This is a genomic window from Staphylococcus sp. HMSC34C02 (genome assembly GCF_001838705.1).
GTDB lineage: Bacteria > Bacillota > Bacilli > Staphylococcales > Staphylococcaceae > Staphylococcus > Staphylococcus borealis.
This window is the reverse complement of record NZ_KV838566.1, coordinates 153162-177652: the sequence shown is the minus strand read 5'-3', so window position 1 is coordinate 177652 and position 24491 is coordinate 153162. Positions and strand designations below refer to the sequence as shown.

Annotated in this window: 24 protein-coding genes and 2 pseudogenes; 20 read left to right on the top strand and 6 right to left on the bottom strand. The window is 34.6% G+C overall.

Annotated elements, in window-relative coordinates:
* Positions 1-98: 98 nt before the first annotated feature.
* Positions 99-503: an acyl-CoA thioesterase gene (locus HMPREF3239_RS03645; protein ID WP_053028834.1), complete on the top strand. Its 405-nt coding sequence runs from the start codon at positions 99-101 to the stop codon at positions 501-503.
* Between the two features lie 20 nt (positions 504-523).
* Positions 524-880: a thioredoxin family protein gene (locus tag HMPREF3239_RS03640; protein WP_053028833.1), complete on the top strand. Its 357-nt coding sequence runs from the start codon at positions 524-526 to the stop codon at positions 878-880.
* 29 nt (positions 881-909) lie between these two features.
* On the opposite strand, the gene HMPREF3239_RS03635 is transcribed toward HMPREF3239_RS03640, so the two are convergent.
* Positions 910-1869 carry an L-lactate dehydrogenase gene (locus HMPREF3239_RS03635; RefSeq protein WP_070854743.1) on the bottom strand — a complete coding sequence of 320 codons (960 nt, stop codon included), beginning with the start codon at positions 1867-1869 and terminating at the stop codon, positions 910-912.
* A 163-nt stretch (positions 1870-2032) separates the two neighbouring features.
* Between HMPREF3239_RS03635 and HMPREF3239_RS03630 the strand changes: the two genes are divergently transcribed.
* On the top strand, positions 2033-3004 hold the full coding sequence (locus HMPREF3239_RS03630) for an alpha/beta hydrolase fold domain-containing protein (protein WP_070854742.1): 972 nt from the start codon (positions 2033-2035) through the stop codon (positions 3002-3004).
* A gap of 108 nt (positions 3005-3112) precedes the next feature.
* Here the strand turns inward: HMPREF3239_RS03630 and HMPREF3239_RS03625 are convergent, their stop codons facing one another.
* Positions 3113-4027 (bottom strand): EamA family transporter, encoded by a 915-nt coding sequence (locus HMPREF3239_RS03625; protein WP_239469306.1) that lies wholly within the window; start codon positions 4025-4027, stop codon positions 3113-3115.
* Between the two features lie 114 nt (positions 4028-4141).
* On the opposite strand from HMPREF3239_RS03625, the gene HMPREF3239_RS03620 reads away from it, so the two are divergent.
* The gene (locus HMPREF3239_RS03620) at positions 4142-5026 is read left to right on the top strand and encodes an AraC family transcriptional regulator (protein ID WP_053028829.1); all 885 of its coding nucleotides are present in this window, start codon (positions 4142-4144) and stop codon (positions 5024-5026) included.
* A 17-nt stretch (positions 5027-5043) separates the two neighbouring features.
* Here the strand turns inward: HMPREF3239_RS03620 and HMPREF3239_RS03615 are convergent, their stop codons facing one another.
* Positions 5044-5364, bottom strand: coding sequence for a hypothetical protein (locus HMPREF3239_RS03615; protein WP_070854740.1), 321 nt, complete (start codon positions 5362-5364; stop codon positions 5044-5046).
* A gap of 427 nt (positions 5365-5791) precedes the next feature.
* Here HMPREF3239_RS03615 and pgsB point away from each other — a divergent pair, with 427 nt between their 5' ends.
* From pgsB to HMPREF3239_RS12590, 10 genes and pseudogenes are all read left to right on the top strand, one after another.
* A complete protein-coding gene (gene pgsB, locus HMPREF3239_RS03610; protein ID WP_053028827.1) occupies positions 5792-6949 on the top strand; it encodes a poly-gamma-glutamate synthase PgsB in 1158 nt (385 codons plus the stop codon).
* A gap of 1 nt (position 6950) precedes the next feature.
* Complete coding sequence (gene pgsC, locus HMPREF3239_RS03605) at positions 6951-7403, top strand: poly-gamma-glutamate biosynthesis protein PgsC (protein WP_053028826.1); 453 nt, start codon at positions 6951-6953, stop codon at positions 7401-7403.
* A 23-nt stretch (positions 7404-7426) separates the two neighbouring features.
* A complete protein-coding gene (locus HMPREF3239_RS03600) occupies positions 7427-8500 on the top strand; it encodes a CapA family protein (RefSeq protein ID WP_053028825.1) in 1074 nt (357 codons plus the stop codon).
* Entirely contained in the window at positions 8490-8651 is a 162-nt protein-coding gene (locus tag HMPREF3239_RS12420; protein WP_174841346.1) for a hypothetical protein, read from the top strand. The genes HMPREF3239_RS03600 and HMPREF3239_RS12420 overlap by 11 nt, the downstream gene beginning before the upstream one ends.
* Before the next feature lies 1 nt (position 8652).
* Positions 8653-10248, top strand: coding sequence for a gamma-glutamyltransferase (locus tag HMPREF3239_RS03595; RefSeq protein ID WP_070854739.1), 1596 nt, complete (start codon positions 8653-8655; stop codon positions 10246-10248).
* Between the two features lie 356 nt (positions 10249-10604).
* Entirely contained in the window at positions 10605-12098 is a 1494-nt protein-coding gene (gene xylB / locus HMPREF3239_RS03590) for a xylulokinase (protein WP_176747941.1), read from the top strand.
* 519 nt (positions 12099-12617) lie between these two features.
* Positions 12618-13664 carry a PTS sugar transporter subunit IIC gene (locus tag HMPREF3239_RS03585; RefSeq protein ID WP_070854737.1) on the top strand — a complete coding sequence of 349 codons (1047 nt, stop codon included), beginning with the start codon at positions 12618-12620 and terminating at the stop codon, positions 13662-13664.
* Positions 13665-13666: 2 nt separating this feature from the next.
* On the top strand, positions 13667-14353 hold the full coding sequence (locus HMPREF3239_RS03580; protein ID WP_053028817.1) for a serine dehydratase beta chain: 687 nt from the start codon (positions 13667-13669) through the stop codon (positions 14351-14353).
* Between the two features lie 13 nt (positions 14354-14366).
* Positions 14367-15263, top strand: a complete 897-nt coding sequence (gene sdaAA / locus HMPREF3239_RS03575; RefSeq protein ID WP_053028816.1) for an L-serine ammonia-lyase, iron-sulfur-dependent, subunit alpha — start codon at positions 14367-14369, stop codon at positions 15261-15263.
* Between the two features lie 180 nt (positions 15264-15443).
* Positions 15444-15611: pseudogene (locus HMPREF3239_RS12590) on the top strand (hypothetical protein); the annotation flags it as partial.
* 232 nt (positions 15612-15843) lie between these two features.
* On the opposite strand, the gene HMPREF3239_RS03565 reads toward HMPREF3239_RS12590, so the two are convergent.
* A complete protein-coding gene (locus HMPREF3239_RS03565) occupies positions 15844-16338 on the bottom strand; it encodes a GNAT family N-acetyltransferase (RefSeq protein WP_053028812.1) in 495 nt (164 codons plus the stop codon).
* Positions 16339-16495: 157 nt separating this feature from the next.
* Between HMPREF3239_RS03565 and srtA the strand changes: the two genes are divergently transcribed.
* Positions 16496-17098 carry a class A sortase SrtA gene (gene srtA / locus HMPREF3239_RS03560; RefSeq protein WP_053028810.1) on the top strand — a complete coding sequence of 201 codons (603 nt, stop codon included), beginning with the start codon at positions 16496-16498 and terminating at the stop codon, positions 17096-17098.
* A 270-nt stretch (positions 17099-17368) separates the two neighbouring features.
* Positions 17369-18166, top strand: coding sequence for a Cof-type HAD-IIB family hydrolase (locus tag HMPREF3239_RS03555; RefSeq protein WP_053028808.1), 798 nt, complete (start codon positions 17369-17371; stop codon positions 18164-18166).
* Positions 18167-18232: 66 nt separating this feature from the next.
* Here HMPREF3239_RS03555 and HMPREF3239_RS03550 read toward each other — a convergent pair whose 3' ends face one another.
* The gene (locus tag HMPREF3239_RS03550; RefSeq protein ID WP_053028806.1) at positions 18233-19225 is read right to left on the bottom strand and encodes a D-lactate dehydrogenase; all 993 of its coding nucleotides are present in this window, start codon (positions 19223-19225) and stop codon (positions 18233-18235) included.
* Positions 19226-19543: 318 nt separating this feature from the next.
* On the opposite strand from HMPREF3239_RS03550, the gene HMPREF3239_RS03545 reads away from it, so the two are divergent.
* From HMPREF3239_RS03545 to HMPREF3239_RS03530, 4 genes are all read left to right on the top strand, one after another.
* Positions 19544-20200, top strand: a complete 657-nt coding sequence (locus HMPREF3239_RS03545) for an NAD(P)H-dependent oxidoreductase (RefSeq protein WP_070854735.1) — start codon at positions 19544-19546, stop codon at positions 20198-20200.
* 222 nt (positions 20201-20422) lie between these two features.
* Entirely contained in the window at positions 20423-21916 is a 1494-nt protein-coding gene (locus HMPREF3239_RS03540) for an aldehyde dehydrogenase family protein (RefSeq protein WP_070854734.1), read from the top strand.
* A gap of 156 nt (positions 21917-22072) precedes the next feature.
* On the top strand, positions 22073-22981 hold the full coding sequence (locus tag HMPREF3239_RS03535; RefSeq protein WP_070854733.1) for a phosphate/phosphite/phosphonate ABC transporter substrate-binding protein: 909 nt from the start codon (positions 22073-22075) through the stop codon (positions 22979-22981).
* Positions 22982-23098: 117 nt separating this feature from the next.
* Positions 23099-23401: a TM2 domain-containing protein gene (locus HMPREF3239_RS03530; protein WP_070854732.1), complete on the top strand. Its 303-nt coding sequence runs from the start codon at positions 23099-23101 to the stop codon at positions 23399-23401.
* Positions 23402-23502: 101 nt separating this feature from the next.
* On the opposite strand, the pseudogene HMPREF3239_RS03525 reads toward HMPREF3239_RS03530, so the two are convergent.
* A pseudogene (locus HMPREF3239_RS03525) lies at positions 23503-24309 on the bottom strand (VOC family protein).
* Positions 24310-24491: the final 182 nt, after the last annotated feature.

The window sequence follows — 24491 nt, the reverse complement described above, 5'->3', positions numbered from 1 at the left end:
TAAGTCTGCCATCATGAAATTTATAGTTAAAGTGGATGAAAAATGCATTTAATCGTCGTAAAATATAATTGAAAGATGATTTAAAGGAGAGTATATCTATGGAAAATGAAGGCTTATTAGTAGCTGAAAAAGAGATTGAAGTAAATAATTACGACATTGATGCGATGGGTATCGTGAGTAATATTGTATATATTCGCTGGTTTGAAGATCTACGTACAATATTCATTAATAACTACATGACCTTCTCAGAAATGATGAAGCAACATATATCGCCAATATTAATGAAAACAGAAATAGAATATAAAGTTCCGATAACGATACATGATAAGCCAGTAGGACGATGCTGGTTTGTTCAAGGTGGAAGAATGAAATGGGTATTTAAATTTGAAATTTCTTCCGGAGATAAAGTGCATTGTATTGGATATCAAACGGGTGGTTTCTTTGATTTAGAACGTCAAAGAATAACTAAGATGCCAGAAGTATTTCAAGATTTATTAAAATAAGTGAAAGTGTGGGTGAGAAAATGACGAAGCATTTGAGTACTATTGAAGCTTTTCATCAATTTATTAAAGACCATCAACTAGTAGTTGTTCATGTAATGCGAAATCATTGTTCGGTATGCCATGCGGTGTTACCTCAAATTGAGGATATTGTAGCTACTTATCCTCATGCAGAACTTGCCATTATAAACCAATCAGATATCGAAGCAATTGCAGGTGAGTTATCTATATTTACTGTGCCTGTAGATTTAATTTTTATGGATGGTAAAGAAATGCATCGTCAAGCACGTTTTATAGATATGCAACGTTTCGAACACCAATTGGATTTAATGTATGATAGCTGTTTTGGAACAGGGGATGGAACTTTGAATTCAAATTGAATTCTATCCCTATCCCATGTGTCCGTTATTTATTTACGCATACGTTGAATGATATCATCGGCACGTTGTTGATAGGTTGCTATCACTTGGGCTGATTGATGTAATTGTGCGTGTTCATCTTCGGATAAAGCGAATTCAAAGACTTTATCTGCTCCGTTACCGTTAATGATTGTTGGCACACCTATATAGACATCGGTCAGTCCATACTCGCCTTCTAAATAGCTTGACACATTCATGATAATCTGTTTATTGAATAGAATCGCCTCTACAATTCGAACTAAACTAAGCGATATGCCGAAATTGGTTGTGCCTTTTCGAACATAAATATCATAACAAACTTGCGTTGTCTGTTCTGCTATGGATGCTTTAAACGCTTCAATATTTGTATCAGATGGCAATAAATCTAGGATGGATTCACCTGCAATTTGAGCATGTGACCATACTGCGACTTGCGAATCTCCATGTTCGCCAATAATGGGCGCATATACTTGATTTGGTGCAACATTAAACGCGCGACTTAAGAAGAATTGAAAACGAGCCGTATCTAAAGAAGTACCTGACCCAATGATTTTATTTTTAGGGAAATTTGAGACGTGTTTAACGACATAGCTCATAATATCTACAGGATTAGAAGGTAATACAAAGTAACCATCAAAGCCACTATCGACAATACGTTGAACCATTGGAACAAAGATATCGACATTATCTTCTAATAATTTAAGTCGTGTTTCACCTTTAGCAAGTTTCGCACTTGCACAGATCACCACAATATCTGCATCTTTACAATCTTCGTACTGTCCTACATGCACATTAACGAAGTGATCACCAAATGGCGTAGCATGATTCAAATCCCATACATCCGCTTTCGCTTTATCCTCGTCAATATCAATAATTGCCAATTCGTCGACTAATCCTTTAGCTACAACTGCGTGGGCAAACGCAGAACCTACATAACCACTACCTATAAGAACAATTTTATGACGTGACATCAATGCTTGCCTCCTCTTTTAAATTGAAAATTCAGATAATTGATATAAGGATAGCACGTTTGACTTAAATTGAAAATATTGTTTGATATTCTTAGTGTTAATTACTAAATGATTTGGAATTTAAGGTTTATAATATATAAATGTATAGGAGGTCATCAAGACGATGAAAAAAAGTGTATTAACAGTAGCAACATCTGCGATATTAGGTACATTAGCATTTATTAAAGTAAAAGAAAAACGTAGTTATAAGAGTTATATAACTGAAAAGTATATACGAATGTCTGGTATGAAAAAAACATTTGAGAATGAGGCAGATGCTAAAAAAGCATTAGAAGAAACTAAAGCAATTACGGCCGGTAAATATGGTGGCACAAGTTATGAATTTAAACATGATGTTCGAACAAAAAGTTGGAATGGCTGTGTGACATATATTGTGAATGATCAATGTAATCATCAACAAAAAGTGGTGTTATATATTCATGGTGGTGCGTGGTTCCAAGATCCGCTAGAGAACCATTTTAATTTTATCGATGAACTTGCAGGACAACTTGATGCGAAGGTCATTATGCCAATTTATCCTAAAGTGCCTCATCGTGATTACCGCACGACATTTGAATTATTAAAGCTCATTTATGATAAACAGGTTGCCAAAGTTGAACATACAGATCAACTCATTATTATGGGAGACTCAGCAGGGGGACAAATCGCATTATCATTTGCAGAATATTTGAAAGCAGAAACGACGTTGCCTCAACCGGGTCATATCGTAATGCTATCACCAGTGTTAGATGGTACGATGCGCAATCCAGATGCTAAAACATATGAACGCATCGATCCTATGTTGGGGATAGAAGGTAGTCAATACTTCATCAAATTATGGGCAGGTGAATTACCAATTGAGGATTATAGAATTTCTCCGATTAATGGTGATTTAGAAGGATTAGGACGATTATCCATCTTCATCGGTACGAAAGAAACGTTATATCCAGATGCTTTAAAATTATCTAAAATGTTGAATGCGAAAGGCATTGAACATGATTTTATACCAGGGTATAATTTATTCCACATTTATCCGATTTTCCCATTACCAGAAAGACAGAAATTCTTTACACAACTTAAATCTATTATTCTATAAAAGAAAGCGCCTAGGACGAAATGATTCACCGCGTGGATAAATTAATGCATCGTAAATGCTATCCCACTTGTGTTAATCATGGTAAACGTCTTAGGCGTTTTTCATTGGTTATATCTCTTCAGGTTGTTTCTTAAGCGATAACATTAAAATTAAGATTAGAATTAATACAATGCCGACCACTTGTATCGATTGAAACGTAACATCAAGCCATAAGGCACTTGTTACAACTGCAATGACTGGTTCTATGGTACCTAATAATGTTGTCTCTTTAGGCGATAGGTATTTGAGACTATCGATAAATAAATAGAATGCTAAAGCAGTCCCAGCAATAATACCAAATATCAAATAAACGATTGTAGACGCACTCATAGTATTCAAACTAACATCCCAAATAGGTTGTTTAAAGTTCATGGCACAACCAGAAATGATCATTGCCCATCCAACGATTAAAATAGATGGAAACTTATCAAGCAAACCTGTGGCATAGATCGTGTAAAACGCAAGTGCTAAACCTGCGATAATGCCCCAGAATAAACTTGTAGGAGATACAACTAAATGAGAAATCGATCCATTTGTTAAAAGTAAAAATGTTCCAATTAATGTCATTGCAATGGCTAAAATATCAAATGGACGGAATACATCGAGACCACGTATAACGAACCAAATGATGATATACACAGGTGCAATGTATTGTAAAAGGGTAGCTACAGCAACATTACCAGTTGCGATCGATGCCATATAGGCGTATTGAACAAATAGCATACCGATTAAACTATAAATAAACAAACTAACGATTGTTCTAGGATTTCGAAAAACAATAAAAATAGATTGTTTAGGGCGTCGTATTTTATAAAGACTGAGTAAGAAGACGCCGCTGATTAATAGGCGTGCAGTGACATACCAATCAACATCTAAACCGCGTTGATTGAACAGTAGATCTGAAACCGTTCCGCCTAATCCCCACAAAGTAGCACCTATAATTGCAAATAACACACCTTTTAGTCTATGTTGTGTGTGAGTCATACAATGCACCTCCATCTGTATTTTGTTTTATTATAAATCTCATAATATAATGTTTATGAAATGGATAATACTCAAATAATGAGTAAAAGTATCAAAATATTGAGGTGATTACAGATGACGTCTGAAATGACTGTAAATGCAAATTTAGAAGAAAAGATTAATTATCCTGATCGTCGTTGGCCACATGTTATTTTACATACGACGCTAAATAAGACATTACTCGGCTATATACCGCTACATTGGCATTATGCATTACAATTTATGTATGTGACAGATGGGATAATTCAGGTGAAGTTAGCAGAAAATACACTAGTGATTCATGAGGGTGAAGGATTATTTATTAACTCCAACGTTGTACATGAAATTCATGATGTAGATGAAGGGGCGCGTTTTTATTGCTGGAATATTGGATTACCTAATGTTACAGAATATATTAACTTTACGTATGTTAGTCATATTGTAGATCAAGCGCAGTCTATTCCGTTTATTAAATTAAGTCCAAATGATGAAGAGAGCATCCATTTATTGAAACGGATTGAGAAAGTAGGGCAAATTTATATCGCTCAAAAAGGTTATTTTCAACTACAAATTCTTAGTGAATTTTATCAATGTTTAAATCACCTGTTAAATATCTTTGATCAGTATCAACAAGTCACTCAATATTTCTTTGATCCAAGAGTGAAGCAATGTATTCAATACTTACAAAGTCATTATTATAAAAAAGTTAAACTTAGCGAATTAAGTCGTATGGTTCATATGAGTGAGGCGGAAACAATCAAGTTATTTAAACGATTTGCAGGGGACACACCATTGAACTTTTTACAAAACTATCGCCTAGAGCAAAGTGCAAAGCAGCTGATGTATCATCATCGAAATGTGACTGAAGTAGCGATGGATTGTGGTTTTTCAACAACAAGTTATTTTATACAAAGTTTTAAACATAAATATTCGCTTACACCGAAGCAATTCCAAATCAAATATGCGAAACATTTAAAATAAAGTAGGTGCAATGTTCATCAATCAGATGAATGTGCGCCTACTTTTTCGGTATCTGTATTTAAAATTGTATCATTTGAATTTAAAGTCATTTCTTCTTTCGCAACATCATCACGCGTTGCAGATGCTTTGTTTAACTTTGTATCATCGATGCCTTCGTTAGAATCTTTAGTAACACTATTAATGTGTTGATGGTCTGTGTCTAAAACTGAATTACTCATATCGTTTCCTTGTAAGCTACCTACAAGAATAAATACTAAATAGCTTGAACAAACGAATAATACCATTGCTAAATAGATGCCAATTGCTATTTTCACAGGTTTAGTCAAAGGTTTACCCATCAGTATCCTCCTAAAGTTGTATCTTTATTTACCTTTAAAGTAACATCAGAATTTTAATCTAATGTAAATATGGCGTAAATATTTAATGATTTATCAGATAACACATAGTAAATATTAAATTTAGAAAAATATTTTTAAAATTAGTCTTTATTTGTAATTTTAAATTATTGAACATTTCTAAAAAAATTAATCTTTGTTAATATAATTTTACATTAGATTTACAATATTAAAACTGACTAAATACGTAAATGATAGCATACCCTTATTAGAAGTAATAATTCGTTTAAGGTGTTCATGATAGAAAAGACGTTTTATTAATTAACAACTTCTATAGAAAGTGTTGAAACATCACTTTTGATATACATATTAACGCAATACGTGTTTAGACAACTTAATATTAAAAACAATCAAAGAGAGGGACTATACTGTGATTCTCATTATAATTTGTATCGCATTGATTTTATGGCTCGGTATTAAAGAGAAAAAGCGTCATACAAATCGACTTAATAAGATTCCGATTAGAATCAACATTAACGGTATTCGAGGTAAATCAACTATCACTAGAATGATTTATAGCATTCTAAGAGAGGATCATTATCATGTGATAGGTAAAACGACAGGAACAGATGCCCGAATGTTATATTGGTTTACTGACAAAGAATATCCAGTCATTAGGAAACCCCAAGGTGCTAATATTGGGGAACAACGTGACATCGTGCGCAAAGTGGTTAAACAAAGAGCCGAGGCGCTAGTGAACGAATGTATGGCAGTTAATCCAGATTATCAGATTACCTTTCAACAGGACTTAGTCAAAGCCAATATTGGCGTTATCGTCAATGTTATGGAAGACCACATGGATGTGCTTGGACCTACGCTTCAAGATGTTGCACAAGCGTTTACTGCAACAATTCCATACAAAGGGACATTAGTTGTGATGAAAGACGATTATACTAAATTTTTCGCAAAAGAAGCTAAAAAACGAAAAACGAAGTTAATCGTTGTCGATAAAGATAAAATTCCTGAATCCTATTTAAGAAAGTTCCCTTATCTTGTCTTTCCAGATAACGTTGCGATCGCATTAGGCGTTGCGCAAGCTGTTGGGATAGATAAGGATACTGCATTAAGAGGTATGTTAAATGCACCACCAGATCCTGGCGCAGTAGAAATTAAATATTTTAATGCAAATCGCACACGAAATGTATTTGTTAACGCATTTGCTGCCAATGAACCACAATCGACTAAAGCGATTTTGAACAAAGTTGAATCTTACAACTATCCATATACCAAAAAAGTAGTTATTTTAAATTGTCGTTCAGACAGGGTAGATAGAACACGTCAATTTGTTGAGAACTTTATTGACGATGTAGACTTTGACACACTGATTTGTACCGGTAAAAGTACGCAAATGGTGACAGACTTAATGCAACACTTACCTGACAAAAAATATCTTAATTTTGAAAACCGTGAGTTCCCAGAAATTGAAAAAGCCATCATGCAAGAATCACACAATGCACTCATTTTCTGTGTAGGTAATATTCATGGTCCAGGTGGTAGAATAGCAGAATTTATAGAAGGGATAGAATAAAATGATAGGTTCAGAATTATACTTCTCCCTATTTGTCGGTATCGTATTAAGTTTAATATTTGCCGAGAAATTTGGGATTAATCCAGCAGGGCTCGTTGTACCAGGCTATTTGGCACTTATATTCGATCAGCCCATCATGTTATTATCTGTGTTAATTATTAGTTGTTTAACATTTTTCATCGTTACATATGGTATTAGTAGATGGGTTATTTTGTACGGAAGAAGAAAATTTGCGGCGATGATTTTAACTGGGATGGTTCTTAAATTCCTATTCGACTTGATTTATCCATTGACGCCATTTGAAATGGTTCAAGTGTCTGGTATTGGTGTCGTTATTCCAGGGATCATTGCGAATACAATTCAAAAACAAGGTGTCGTGATCACGTTGTCAACAACGATGTTACTTACTTGTATCACGTATGTCATCTTATTCTTATATAGCTTTATTAATTAATCGCGAGCAAGGAGCGCAGAGTAATGAAAAAGAAAAAACGGTTATCAGCGAGCGAATGGTTACTTAAGCAATCTAAACGACACAAACGCCTTAACTTCATTTATACACTTATCGTTTTAATTGTTGCACTTGTACTTCTGGTATTCGCTATTAGAGCTGTGAAAGTTGAGCCAGTTGAGGCTATGCCAAGCTCAGGTAATGATTATATTCGTAGTACATATTTAGGTAATATCACATTGAATAAACATTTTAGACAAATGGATCTTAACGATGTGTTTAATGGCTTGAAACAACCACTTCAACACAGTGACTTCTCAACGGCGTCACTCTTAGTAAGCCATTTCTCAAATGATCCGAAAACGAATATTAAGAAAAATATTGAGAATATTATGTTCTTGAAAAAGCAAAATATTAAAAGTGTCAATTTAATCAATAACACGATTGATAATGTGCAAGCCCAAGATTTGAGTAAACAAGTGGAAGCGCAAACCGATTATAACTTTATGACTGGCAACGGTTCGAATCCAATTAACAGTAAAACGGTACAACAAACGGTAAAAGGCAAAAAAATAGCCAATGTGTCATTTACGGATGTAGGTTCGAATTATGAGGATCCACTTAAAAATACAACATCTATTAGTTTAGATCCTAAAATCTTTGTTCCGCTGATTAAAAATTTAAAGGAAAATAATGATTTAGTTGTTGTTAACGTGGATTGGGGTATTACGAATGAACGTAGTGTAACGGATCGTCAAAAAGAGTATGCACATGCTTTAGTGCAATCTGGCGCAGATGTCATCATCGGCCATAATTCGGTCGTTCAAAAAGTTGAAAAATATAAAAATGCGAGTATCTTTTATAGTTTAGGTAATTTAACGTCAGATTCATTCCTATCTAAAAATCAAAAAGGGATGGTCGTTCAACACGATTGGAATGGACAACATCATAAATTCAGCATTACGCCAGTACGTGGCGCAGATGGCAAGATAACAAAAGACAACATGAACAAGGTAGAGGCACAACGTTATTACAATAATATTAACGACAAATCAATTCACCTTAAAAAGGAGAATGGAGGATATACCTTTGAATATTAAAAAGCATTGGTTAGGTATTGTAACAACGCTCATTATAATTGCAATTCTGTTAATGGTAACGTTTGCCAAAGCGAACGAAGGCCTTGATAATTTTGAGAAAAATGAATTAAAAGATGCAACGGAGCAATATTTATCTAAAGGGGCCAGTTAGTATGAATATTTATAGTAAAGTGACATTATCAGTCATTTTAGTTATCACCATTTTGATATCCTTTGTCTTTTACTATTTCAATAAAGAAGACAATCCTGATAAAGATACACTATTCGAAAATAAAATTGCAGATCATAAATCCTCTGGCAGTAGTAAAAAATATGGTGTAGCATCAAATAACCCTATTGCCACACGTGTCGGAAATAAAATTATTGAAGATGGTGGTAATGCAGTAGATGCGGCTGTAGGTGTTTCCTATGCATTAGCAGTAACGGAACCACACTCATCAGGATTAGGTGGCGGTGGTGCCACACTTACATACAATGGTAATGATGGTGAAGAACCTAAGATGTATGAATATAAAACATTGTCTTCTTATAATTATAAGAAAGGCGATGAAATGGGTACGCCAGGATTCGTTAGAGGTATGCATGATATGCATCAACGTGAAGGTAAAATGGACGAGAAGAAAATATTCAGTTATATTGTGCCATTAGCCGAAGATGGTTTCGAAGTGGATTCAGAATTGGAACGTAGTTTAAAAATTTATGGATCAGATATCGACCGTAATTCTCCATTCTTTAAAGGAAAACGTACGGTACGTGAAGGTGATGTGGTGAAACAACCTGCATTAGCTAAAACAATTAAAGGTATTAGAGATAAAGGGCCTGATTATTTTTATAAAGACATCGCTAAAAGTATATCTAAACAAGTCGATAGTGAATTAACTGAAAAAGACTTTTCAACATTTAAAACTGAAGAAAAACGACCTGTAGCAACCAAATATTTCAATAACACAATCTACTCTGCTTCAAACCCTTTAGGTGGTGCTTTAATGTTACAAGGATTGAAAATTGATGAAAGTGCCAATTCGAGCAATGATAGAGCAGATTACATTAATGGTATTGTTAAATCACGTGATGTAATGTATCGAAATAGGGATATCGTTAATGGTCAAGAAGCAAATAGTGATTCACATTTATCAGAAGACTATTTATTAGATAACTTAAATAATGTTAACAGTGGTGGCAATGAAACGAACAGTGACTTTGATACGTCACTTGATACTACGAGTACAACGCATTTCGTAGTGATTGATAAGAATGGTAAAGTCGCTAGTACAACGAATACATTATCTAGTTTCTTTGGCGCAGGTAAATTTATGAAGCAAGGCTTCTATATGAACAACTCGTTAACAAACTTCTCAAGTGATCCGAATAGTCCAAACTATGGTGATAAACATAAAGCACCACGTTCATATACGTCACCATCGATTGTTGTTGGACCAGATTTCTATATGGGTATTGGTACACCAGGCGGAAACAAAATTCCTACGATTTTAAACGAAGTACTTATTGACTACCTTAGAGGAAATGGTACCTTACAAGAATCTATTGATAAACCACGTTTCTATAATGATGGCGGTACGATTTATTATGAAAATGCAACGAGCGATGAAGATATTAATATCTTCAAGAGTATGGGCTACGGCATTCAAGAAAAACGTAATGACGCTAACTTTGGTAGTGTTCAAGGCGCCATTTATAATAAAAATGATCAAACGGTTGAAATTGGCCAAGATGTGGGTAATAGATAATTGTGATCTATTAGAAAAAGCATCGTAAGCAATTGGTTCCAAAACGTTTGATAGTTTAGTATCAATGTGCATGTGTTGGCTAAACTGAGAAGCAATGTATATCAACATAATCGATGTTTAGTCATTATTATGGGGGTGGGACAATGAATTCAAAGTGAATTCTGTTCCACCCTTGCTTCATTTTTTATTGAAAAAGATTTTAAATCTTAGTTTACTATTGAAAATATCAGCAGAATCGATATGATAAATATAAAGGTTTTGAATTTAATTTAAAATTTATATAAAATAAAAAGATATTGAATTGCTTACTTAATATGTAAGGAAATGTGCGCTTACAATTGATTGATAAAGGTGGAATGGTTGTGGAAGACGTAGTATTAGGAATTGACTTGGGTACCAGTGCAGTTAAAATCATTGCGGTTAATCGACAGGGTGAAGTGATTGCTTCGACAAGTGAACCTTTAACCTTGATACAAAGCCGTGCTGGCTATAGTGAACAAGATCCAAATGAATGGTTTGAAGCGGTGAAACAAGGGATTAAACGTATAAATCAAGCACCTGAAATGGCAAATTATAGTGTTAAAGGGCTATCATTTTCAGGGCAAATGCATGGCTTAGTGCCTCTAGATAGCAATCATCAACCAGTACGTCACGCGATTCTTTGGAATGACACACGCAACTCCGAACAATGTATGCAAATCAAAGACATATATGGAGAAAGATTAAATGGCAATCCAATACTTGAAGGGTTTACGTTACCTAAGATGCTTTGGATGAAACAACATGAGCCATCATTATGGGAACAAGTGAGTGTCTTCGTATTGCCTAAGGACTATGTGCGTTATTGTTTAACAGGCCAAATACATATGGAATATTCAGATGCGGCGAGTACACTATTATTAAGTCCAAAAACACATGATTGGACTAAAGATGTTGGTGAACGTTTAGGTATTGGAGATATTTACCCACCTTTAGTGCGTTCGACAGAAGCGGTTGGCGAAGTACGCTCAGAACTAGTGGAAACACTTGGTTTTAAATCACCTGTGAAAGTTTATGCTGGTGGGGGAGATAATGCCTGTGGCGCAATTGGAGCGGGTATCATCAATGGTAATGATACGCTTTGTAGTATCGGAACTTCTGGTGTTGTCCTTAATGTAGAAAGTGAAGGTTATACTGAATACACTAACAATATCCATTTCTTTGATCATAGTGTGCCTCAAACATTTTATGCTATGGGTGTGACGTTAGCTGCGGGTTACAGTTTAAATTGGCTTAAACAAACCTTCTTTGAACAGGATAGCTTTGATGATATTGTTCAACAAGCCAGTACGTCAGCCATTGGCGCTAACCATTTATTATTTGCACCATATTTGGCAGGTGAACGTACACCACATGGAGATGCATTTATACGTGGCAGTTTTATTGGTATTAATGGCAGCCATAAGAAAGCGGATTTTGCGAGAGCAGTGCTAGAAGGTATTACCTTCTCATTATATGACTCTATACAATTAATGCGAGAAGCAGGTAAGACGATAACGCATATCACTTCAATCGGTGGCGGTGCCAAAAGTTCATTTTGGTTACAAATGCAAGCAGATATTTTCAATGCGACGATCAGAAAATTGAAACATGAAGAAGGGCCAAGTATGGGCGCGGCGATGATTGCAGCTTATGGATTGAACTGGTTTGATAGCTTTGATGCATGTGTTGAGAAATTTATTGATGTTGCTCAAACCTTTGAACCAGACGCTACAAGACACGCACAATATGAAGCATATTATAAAGTATACAAAGACATTTACCATCACACACATCAATTAACAGAAGCTTTATTAAAGATTGAAGATTAATCATTCAAATCGACAATTAGGATAGAACCAAATGAGCGTTAGCCTTTTAGGAGAGAACGCAATAAAAAGATGATAAGAAGCAATACTACAAGCCAAGCAAGTTGGGCGTGGAACAATGAATTCATAACAAATTCTGCTCCACGCCCGTTTATTGTGCTAAAAACTTAATAATTTAAATTTTACAATTTTTTCATTTGTGAGCAGTTTGTTATGTAACTATAAATTGACACGTTAAAGTGGATATATAACAAAATAAATGTGTACAATTTAACTAATTATTACAAATATTAGTGTTGCCTTGAAAAGGATTACAAAGGTAGTTTTAGCGGTGTAAAATAACTAAAATTATTTAGATTTTTTCAAAAGATTTCAAATTAAAAATATTTTATCCTCAAAAAGTCTCTTAATGTGATTTATTTCACAAATTTACATTTTTGTCACTGAATAAGTCTTGAAATCGTTTTCTAGAGGGTGTAGTATGACTATGGTTCTTAAATAAATTGAAAGAGGTTTTGGGGAATGAATATTATTTTAGGAGTGGGTACACTCGTATTAGTGCTTATCGTTATGACGCTATTCTTAAACTTTGCGCCATACGGTAAACAAGGACTACAAGCATTATCAGGAGCTGCTTGTGCGACTTTCTTACCACAAGCATTCCTAAGTTACGCTATTGGTGGCGTATTCCATATTGAATTTTTACAAACTATAGGAGACTTAGCAGGAAGTCTTGCAGGTGTTGCAGTTGGTATCTTAACTTGTTTGAAAATGGGTATCTCACCTGTATTTGCAGTCATTGTTGGTCTCGTATTACATGACTTTAAATTATTACCAGCATTTATCGCAGCGTACCTTATTTCATTCGGTATTAAATTTATCGAGAAAAAAGTACCAGAAGGCTTGGACTTAATTGCTGTGATTTTAATTGCTCCAGCAGTTGTATTTGGTTTAGCAACAGCTATTAGCCCAGGGGTTATGGCTGTATTACATCAAATCGGTGGCGCAGTTACATCAGTAGGAGACAGCAATCCATACGCATTAGCAGTTATTTTAGGATTAGTTATTCCTGTAACGGGTATGACACCACTAAGTTCAATGGTATTAACGAGTTTATTAGGACTAACTGGTATACCAATGGCTATCGGTGCATTAACATGTACAGGTTCATCATTTGTTAACTATGTATTATTCAGCAGACTTAACATTGGCGGAAGTAAATCAAAAGCATTCGCAGTGTTTGTTGAACCATTAACACAAATTGATTTAATTGCAAAATACCCTCTACAACTATATGGTACAAACGCAATTATCGGTGTAGTAAACGCATGTATCGTAACATTTAGTGGACTTGTTATCGGTGTTAAAGGTATGGCAACACCAATTGCAGGTGCAATCGTATTATTCGGATTTAACGATGCTACAAGATCAATTATCACAATCGTTACAGTTGCAGTTGTAAGTGTTATCTTAGCATTTATCTTCAGTACATTAATTAAAAAATTCAACCTAATGGACATGAGTATTAAATTGCCTAGTAAACAGAAACAACCTAAGGAGAGTGTTTAATTATGGCTACTAAAAAAAGCTACGATTATCAAAGCGCATTTGATATTATTGGGCCTGTCATGATGGGACCTTCAAGTTCTCATACAGCAGGAGCAGTTAAAATTGGTAATGCTGCATATGCAGTATTAGGTGGCGTACAGCCAGATAAACTCACAATTCATTATTACGAATCCTTTGCGCAAACACATCAAGGACACGGTACGGATTTAGCCATCGTTGGTGGTGCAATGGGTTACAGCACTTTTGATAGTCGTATTAAAAGTTCATTAGCAATTGCTAAAGACCAAAATATCGAAGTGAACATTATTGAAGAAGAAGGCGACAGTATTGGTGAACATCCTAACTGTGCGTATCTTGTTGCAGAAGGTAATGGACGTCACATTGAAGTCATTGGGAATTCAATCGGTGGCGGTACAATTAAATTAAAACGCATTAGCGTAGAAGGTCTAGACATTGATTTTAACTATGGTTTACCTATCTTAGAAATGGATGGGGCGGCAAATAAATCAGAAGTTAATCATTTTATCAATGATGTAAGTGAACTTGGTGCTGACATAAAAGAAGAAATGACACAAACGGGCGATAATTTCAGTTTAGCAGTATTACCACTAAACAAGGCATTATCTGAATCAACGTTAGATCAAATTAAAGAAAAATATAGTCACTTAAATATATCCTATATTAAATAGAGGGGGATTAAAGATGTTTGATTCAATTAGAGAAACAATAGACTACGCAGTCGAAAATAAAATGTCTTTCGCAGATATTATGATCCAAGAAGAGATGGAACTTTCAGGTAAAACACGTGACGAAGTTAGAGAAACAATGAAACAGAACTTAGACGTCATGAGAGATGCTGTAGTTAAAGGATCAACTGGCGAAGGCGTTAAAAGTGTAACAGGTTATACTGGTCAAGATGCGATTAAACTTGCTAAATATAATGAAAATAATCATGCTTTATCAGGCCATGAAATGGTTGAAGCAGTGAAAGGCGCCGTTGCTACTAACGAAGTAAACGCAGCAATGGGTATCATTTGTGCAACACCAACAGCTGGATCCTCCGGAACGATTCCGGGCGTATTATTTAAATTAGAAAAAACACATGACCTTACAGAAGAACAAATGATAGATTTCTTATTCGTTTCATCATTATTTGGTCGCGTTGTTGCTAATAACGCAAGTGTTGCAGGTGCTACAGGTGGTTGCCAAGCAGAAGTTGGTTCAGCTTCAGCAATGGCTGCAGCTGCTGCGGTATCCATCTTCGGTGGTGAACCTGAGGCATCTGGTCACGCAATGGCACTAGCGATCAGTAACTTACTTGGTCTAGTATGTGACCCAGTAGCTGGTTTAGTTGAAATTCCATGTGTAATGCGTAATGCAATTGGTTCTGGTAACGCATTAATCTCTGCTGACTTAGCATTAGCTGGTGTTGAAAGTAGAATTCCAGTGGATGAAGTTATCGAAGCGATGGATAAAGTAGGACGTGGCTTACCAGCTGAATTAAGAGAAACAGGACTTGGTGGTTTAGCAGGTACACCAACTGGTGAAGCAATCAAACGTAAAATCTTTGGTGAAGCAGAAGTGAATAGCTTCTCATAATCCCGCCATAGTTATAAGTCATTCTTGAATGTCTGTGAGGCATTTGAGGATGGCTTTTTTTATTTAGTCATAGGTGTGTCATATAAACAATTTAAAATTGCATATATTTATCAGAAAATTAAAAAAGTTATTGCAAAATTTCACCAATACAGATAAAATAACTCAAAAGGGGATGATGATATGCTAAGGTTATGTATCATCTTTTTTGTATTCGTAACTAACACAACTATCACACAATTATGGACTGTCGAGGGAACATGGGAGAATCTCTTACTACAATCAATGTCATTAAGTATGATTATTGTATTCCTATTTTATTATGTGGGTTTTGTGATTGCGGAGAAAAAGAGGAAACAAATAGAAACGTTATTTAAAAAAGAAATTTTTCACGAGAAAGAAGACCTTTTTGAAAAAGACGATAAAAGAAGGGAGCGGGACAGAATTCTTTTAAATTCGTTGTCCCACCCCCGCAAGGATGACTAGAACTGAGAAAAGCTTGATTTAAGCGTCTTCTCAGTTCAGTCAGCTACTGCGAATTTGCTAAATAGCATTATTATATTATTTGTGTCCCAGACTGTTTTTATTTTGCATGTAAATCATATTGGTAAAATGCTAGGTCTAACCATTGATTAAATTTGTAGCCAACATTCGTAATGGTGCCTGCATGTTTAAAGTTAAACTTCTTATGTAATTGGATACTACTGTTATTCGACGCATCGATACCGGCTACAATGGTACGATAATTCTTCGATCTCGCATCGTCAATAAGATGTTGTAGTAATTGGGAAGCAATGCCTTTGCCACGATTCGATTGATCAACATAGATTGAATGTTCAATAGAATATAAATAGGCAGGCCAATTTCTAAACTGACCATAAGTCGCAAACCCCACAGCTTTACCTTCATATTCAAATACAAATATCGGTTCTTGTGCTTGATGTTTTGCATCAAACCAAGCTTTTCGTTCATCTAGCGTTTGGACATCATAGGTATAAACGGCTGTTGAATGTAATATTGCGTCATTATAAATAGCTAAGATTGCCGGTAAATCTTCAAGTACTGCTTCTCTAATCATTATGGCACCTACTTTTCAAAGTTTGTTTCAGTTTATAGCGAGAATTGTTTTGTTGCAACTGTATGTCATTAAATATGACACGATGAATTAAATTAAACTTATGAAGTAAAAATGATATACTATGACCTAAGAAAGTACGTTAAAGGAGTAACACATAATGAAGAATTGGATCAATCGATTGATGACAATCATTGGGGTCATCCTCATTTTAATAGCAATATATTTATTTGCTAAGCCACACATTGATAATTATTTACATGACAAAGACAACGACAACAAAATTGAACAATATGATAAAAACGATAAGTCAAATAGTAAGCAAACGCCGACAATTCCTAAAGACAAATCTAAAATGGCTGGTTATATTTCAGTACCAGATGCAGAAATTAAAGAACCTGTTTACCCTGGTCCCGCGACACCAGAACAGTTAAATCGCGGTGTAAGCTTTGCTGAAGAGGATGAGTCACTAAGTGATCAGAATATTTCTATTGCTGGTCACACATTTACCGATCGACCACATTACCAATTCACTAATTTAAAAGCAGCTAAAAAAGGGAGTAAGGTTTACTTTAAAATAGGGAATGAAACACGAGAATATAAAATGACAAGTATCCGTGATGTTAATCCAGACCAAGTGGAAGTCCTTAATGAACATAAAGGCGAGAAGAATCAATTAACATTAATCACTTGTGATGATTATAATGAACAAACTGGCGTTTGGGAAAAGCGTAAAATATTTGTTGCGAAACAAGTGAAATAATGAATTACCTTAAAAGTTAAAGCATTTAAGTGTTTGGATTTAAGCATTACTTAAATTTAGAAACGTAAGTTAATCGGAGTGAAACAGTACATTCATTAAGGATTCTGTTTCACTCTTTTTAATTTAGCTATCAAAATGAAGGACGTTATTTTTAGCGTTTGTATACAATTTCAGAATGTGAATATAGTTTCATCATGAAAGCGTAAACTTCAACCTTAAAGAGATGACAGATATAATAAATGTGAATACAACGGACTAGGGGGAGTACACATGGTTAAAGCAATAGCAGTAGACATGGATGGCACGTTTTTAGATTCAAATAAGCATTATGATAAAGACCGTTTTGAGAAGATCTTCAAAGCGTTAAAAGAACGTAATATAGAATTCATAGCCGCAAGTGGCAATCAATTTGCGAAACTAAAATCTATATTTGGCGAAAGAGATATGTTCTTTATTTCTGAAAATGGTGCAGTGATCTATAAAGGAAATACGCTATACAATTATCGTAGCTTTAATACATCGAATTACAAAGCAGTGGTTGATTATTTAAATATTGAGCGAAATATTAAAGAATTTATAGTTTGTGGATTGAAAAGTGCCTATATATTGAAAGACACGAGTGAAGCTTTTAAGAAAGATGCACATTTCTACTATCACCAGTTAGAGGAAATTGATTCTTTTCAACCTTTGCCAGAAGATGAATATGTCAAAATTGCATTAAATATCAACAGAGACACACATTCAACATTAGATGAGGATCTAGAAGAGAAATTTAGCGACATCATTAAACTCGTATCTAGTGGACATGATAGTATAGACATTATTATGCCAAATATGACAAAAGGCCAAGCACTTCAGCGCTTGTTAAAAGCGTGGGATATGTCTGCTTCTGATTTGATGGCATTTGGAGATGCGAACAATGATAAAGATATGCTTGAATTAGCTGAGCACAGCTATGTTATGGCTAATAGTCATGATGAAACATTATTTGAAATCGCCAAAGCAGTCGCACCTAGCAATGATGAACAAGGCGTCTTACAAGTGATAGAACAAGAAGTATTGAAATAACTAAAAAAATCAGGAGAATACGCAACTTAAAGCGTTCTCCTGATTTTTATTTATTAAACACATATCTTAGTTTAATTGAGTTTCACATTTACCAGTATTAATAACTGATAATGCTGCGTTTAATCCGCCTTCAACTAAATTTCTCACAGCTTCATCAGAGAAGAAGGCGATATGTGGAGTGACCAAAATACTTTCATGTTCAATTAATTCTAATAAAGTTTCATCTTTGATGTCTTTACCAGTCCAGTCATAAGTGAAGTAGTCTGCTTCGTTTTCGTAAGTATCAATCGCAGCACCGTATAATGTACCATCGTTAACTGCTTTAATTAATTCTGGTGTATCAATAACAGCACCACGAGCCGCATTTACTAATACTGCACCTTTTTTCACTTTAGCGAACATATCAGCATCGAATAAGTGGAAACTTTCTTTGTTTGCTGGTACGTGTAATGAAATGATATCAGCATCAGCAATTGCTTCTTCAACTGAATCTTTATATTCTAAGAAGTCTAAAGAATTGTTAGGGTATGCATCGTAACCTACTACTTTAGCTCCGAAACCAGCATAAATTTTACCAGTTGCAGCACCGATACGTCCTGTACCGATAATCGCCACTGTCATATTTTTAACAGGTGTAGACATGATAGGAGCAGCCCATTTGAAATTATGTTCTTGAACACGTTTTTCAATTGCAGGGAAACGACGTACTAATTGTAAAGCGATAGACACTGAATATTCAGCAATTGTTTCTGGTGAGTAGCTAGGTACATTTGAAATGATGATGCCATGTTTTTTAGCTAATTCTAAATCGTACATGTCGAAACCAGCAGTACGTTGAGCAATTTGTTTAATTCCATATTCTTCAAGTTTTGGATAAACAGATTCTGCTAATTTACCAAATTGCATTGTAGTGACACCATCGAAACCTTTAGCTAAATCAACTGTATCTTCACTTAAGATTTCTTCAGTTGTAACAACTTCAACATTGTTTGCTTTACCCCAGTTTAAAGCGTCATTTTTCTCGTAGTCACGAGTTCCATAAAACATAATTTTTGTCATTTTAATAACCTCACTTCATTTTGTATGAATTTATAATTAATAAATAAGTTTTCCTAAGTTGTCTATAGAAATGTGAATTATTAATAGGAATAATGATTTGAAACATCTCTATTACTTAACTTACAAATATATTATATTGTGAATTTATTCACAAATCAATAGGGAAATTGAAATTTATTTTTCAATTGTTAAAAATTTCACATAAAAATGGTAAATTTCCATTTATTTTTAATTGATGACAATTGTAAGCGTATAACTTTAGGCTAAAGGAAACGTCTTATATAATCAAATTAGTATAATCTAAGGAGGAAATATTTTATGAGTTCGATGCAAGATACAATCCTAAACGCGTTTAATTTCAGACATGCAACGAAGGAATTTGATCCAGAGAAACATGTGAGCGATTCAGATTTTCATACAATATTGGAAACGGGGCGCTTATCACCAAGTTCATTAGGGTTAGAACCTTGGCGTTTTATTGTTCTAGAGGATGAAGATTTAAAAGAGAAATTAAAACCTTATAGTTGGGGTGCACAAAAACAACTCAGCACTGCTAGTCGTTTTGTTATTATTCTTGCACGTAAAAATGTGACTGCTGACTCAGACTATGTGCAACATATCGTTCGAAGTATCAAAAAATATGAAGAAAGTACGATTCCAGCAGTAGAAGACAAATACAATGACTTTCAAACGAGTTTCCATATTAACGATAACGAGAGAACATTGTTAGATTGGGCAAGTAAGCAAACGTATATTGCTTTAGCTAATATGATGACATCTGCAGCATTATTAGGTATTGATTCATGTCCTATGGAAGGATTTGATTTAGATAAAGTTACTGAAATTTTAGCTGAAGAACAAGTTATAGATACAGAACAGTTTGCGCCATCTGTAATGGTTGCGTTTGGCTATCGTAAACATGATCCTAAAGCTAAAGTACGTCAACCAGCCGATGATGTCATCGAATGGGTTTAATAAAGTGTAAAGAGAGCGTCTTGGACATCAATCAATGTCTCAGACGCTCTCTGTTCTTAATGTTTAACTACTTACAAATATGGAAACGAAATACAAGCAAGTTAGTGTATTTAAAAATTTAAATAAGGTAAAATAGCATTAGCTTTAAGCGAACGCTTACATTTGATGTAAACACAACGCACACATGGTTTTTCATAAATTTTTATAAAGGGATGATGAAAAATGACAAAAGTAAACGTTAAAGATTTCTTAGAGGAACAATACGGTTTATTTATCAACGGTGAATTTCAAGCAAGTGAAAGTGGAGAGACATTAACTGTAACTAACCCCGCTAATGGTGAAGCTTTAGCTAAAGTAGCCAAAGCAAGTAAATCTGATGTTGATAAAGCAGTTAAAGCTGCACAAGATGCTTTTGACAGTTGGAGTAAAACATCTAAAGAAGAACGTGCGGATTATTTATTAGAAATTAGTCGTCGAATTCACGAAAAGGTTGAACACTTCGCGACAATTGAATCACTTCAAAATGGTAAGCCTTATCGAGAAACATCAACAATTGATGTGCCATTAACAGCCAATCAATTTAAATATTTCGCAAGTGTATTAACGACTGATGAAGGTTCAGTCAATGAAATTGATGACAATACAATGAGTTTAGTGATCAATGAACCAGTTGGTGTCGTTGGTGCTGTCGTTGCATGGAACTTCCCAATTCTGTTAGCTTCTTGGAAACTAGCGCCAGCATTAGCTGCAGGTAATACGATTGTAATCCAACCGTCGTCTTCAACACCTTTATCATTAATTGAACTTGCAAAAATTTTCCAAGACGTATTACCTAAAGGTGTTGTGAACATCTTAACAGGTAAAGGTTCTGAATCAGGTGACGCGATTTTCAATCATGAAGGCGTTAATAAATTATCATTCACAGGTTCTACGGATGTAGGTTATGGTGTTGCTAAAGCAGGCGCTGAACGCATTGTACCAACAACATTAGAACTCGGTGGTAAAAGTGCAAATATCATTTTTGATGATGCTAATTTAGATTTAGTGATTGAAGGCGTTCAATTAGGTATCTTATTTAACCAAGGTGAGGTTTGTAGTGCAGGCTCACGTTTATTAGTCCAATCATCAATTTATGATAAAGTAATGCCGAAACTTAAAGAAGCGTTTGAAAATATTAAAGTAGGCGACCCATTCGATGAAGATGTCAAAATGAGTGCGCAAACAGGTCCAGAACAACTTGAAAAAATTGAAAGTTACGTTAAAATTGCCGAAGAAGATAGCAATGCCAATATCTTAACAGGTGGTCATCGCTTAACTGACAATGGACGTGATAAAGGATATTTCTTCGAACCAACAATTATTGAAATTAACGACAATAGCCATCAATTGGCACAAGAAGAAATTTTCGGACCAGTTGTCGTTGTTGAGAAATTCGAAGATGAAGCAGAAGCAATCCAAATTGCGAACGATTCTGAATATGGTTTAGCAGGCGGTATCTTCACGACAAATATTAACCGTGCATTAAACGTGGCTAAAGCGATAAGAACAGGTCGTATTTGGATTAATACGTACAATCAATTCCCAGCTGGTGCACCATTCGGCGGTTATAAAAAATCAGGTATCGGTCGAGAAATTTATAAAGATGCAATCAAAAACTATCAACAAGTTAAAAACATCTTTATCGATACAAGTAATGAAACTAAAGGCTTATACTAAGTTAATACGTATATCAGTTACAAACTGAATCAGGGCTATCTGCAAAGTCAAAGACTTTGTGGATAGCTTTTTTATACATTTACACTTCTTTATAATAGAAATACGTTATAATACAATTTAAGTCTTTAAAATTTATATTTTACAAAAGGAAAAATGATGAAAAAAATAATTGTATTATTCATGAGCTTTATCGTGCTTGTCGTCGCACTCAGTGGTTGCTCACCAAAAGAGGACAAACGTTCAAACGATTATAAACCAGAAACGCTAAATGTTGAATTTGTACCTTCACAAAATGCAAAGACATTAGATGCTAAAGTTAAACCTTTACAACAACTGCTATCAAAGGAATTAGGCATTCCTGTGAAGGTACATATAGCAACTAACTATAATACGATGGTAGAAGCATTAAAATCAAAAAAAGTAGATGTGGCCTTTATTTCCCCTGTGTCTTATACAATTGCGCATGATCAAGGTGCTGCAGATGTACTATTAAAATCTAAAGGCTATTTGGTAGATGATAAAGGAGATCCAACTTCGAAATTGGTCGACTACTATCGTTCACAAATTGTAGTACGTCAATATAGTCATTTACAGACGTTAGAAGATTTAAAAGGTAAGAAGGTAGGATTACAAGATCCAGAATCTACATCTGGATATATTTATCCTATGGCTAGCTTAAAAAAGGTACATATCCATCAAAATGACATTAAAATTGCTCAAATCAAAGGTCATGATCAAGCATTGATAGCATTGTTAAATGGTGATGTCGATGCTGTAGCAACATACCAGGATGCACGTGCAGATTTAAAACGTGATTACCCAAATATCTATAAAGATACTAAAGTGATTTATAGAACAGAAAAAATACCTAATGATACGATTTCAGTGCGTAGTGATATGGATCAACAATGGAAAACAAAAATCAGTAACGCATTTTTAGAGATGAGTAAAACAAAGAAAGGTCAAACAATACTGACAGATATTTATGGACATCAAGGCTATGAGAAAGCGAAAGATAGCGATTTTGACACAGTAAGAAAGTATCGCAAGCTTGTTGAAGAATAAAAAAATAAGCTAAGGACAATATGTGACCATCCTGATAAATATAATATGATTTGAATTAGGATTAAATTGATAGCTTAATCATCAACTAATTTAATATTTAGGAATGGGGACAATGTGATGAATTTAGAAGAAAAAACGTATATTGAGCAACAAGTAGCGAACCGTTCAAAAACAGCGCTTATCTCTTATGTATTATGGTTCTTCCTAGGTGGATTTGGTGGACATCGTTTTTATCATGGTAAAACGGGTTCCGCAGTAGGTTTATTAGTACTTACCATATTAACAGCATGGTTTACCTTTGGTATCCCAACATTAATCTGGGTGATTATTGATGCATTTTTAATACCTGGATGGGTTAAAGAGGATGAAAATCGAGTCCGTCAATTTGCAATGCGAGAAGTAAATAATATGAAATCATAAAAAATAAGGATTGAGAGAAGACAAAGTCATTTATCTTCTCTCAATCCTTTTAAAATGACATGTTTATTAAACGATGGCAAGTAGTGATTAAACGAATCATTCTATCCAGGAACTACGCTTGTATCACTATGAATTGTAATATCGAAACCTTCAGGTGACGTTATATTTTCTTCTTTAGCGTTTGGTTTATAGATATCAAAGTGAACTAAGCCGTAAGTATTGTCATTATCTGTTCTAACTTGATTTGATTGCCAAACATTAGCGGCGATATGATGATGATAATTTTGTGTAGACATGAATAAGGCTTGTGGGAAATTAGAAATATGTTCTAATCCAATTTGTTCAATATAAAAGTCACGTGCCTGTCCTAAATCGTGTGTTTTAAGATGTAAGTGACCGATTTTGCCATCAGCTGGCCAACCAGCCCAACCGTCTTCTGTACGTTGTGCAATTAAATCATCTGCATCTACAGCAAGTGTATCCATTTTTACGAAATGACCATCTCATTGCCATTCTTCAGATGGACGATCTTGATATACTTCAATGCCGTTACCTTCTGGATCATTAAAGTATAATGCTTCACTAACAAGGTGATCGCCACCACCTACAGGTACGTTTAAACGACTAGCGTGGAATAAAAAGTTTGCTAAATCTGTACGTGTAGGGAGTAAGTAAGCAATATGGAACAAACCAGCTTCTCTAAATCCTGGACGACGTCCATCTTCAAGATAATGTAAAGTTAATGTATGTCCATTTGCGCCAACATTGAAAATAACGTGTTGGTCGTCTTGTTCTTTAATTGAAAATCCAAGAATGTTTTTATAAAAGTTAGTCATTTTAGTTAAGTCTTCAACGTTCAATGTAATATTCGTAACTTGTGTTGCTTCAGTAGTGTGAAATGCATTCATAATGTAGTGCCTCCTAAGATGAAAGGGTCATCTTTATTTATTATTTATATTAAGTATAATAAATATACTACTAATCATTAAATTAAGCAAGAAAGTTGTTTTCTAAATTTAAATGCATGAAAAAAGGGAGATGGACAGAATTCTTTTAAAATTCGTTGTCCCTCTCCCAACTTGCTTTGCTT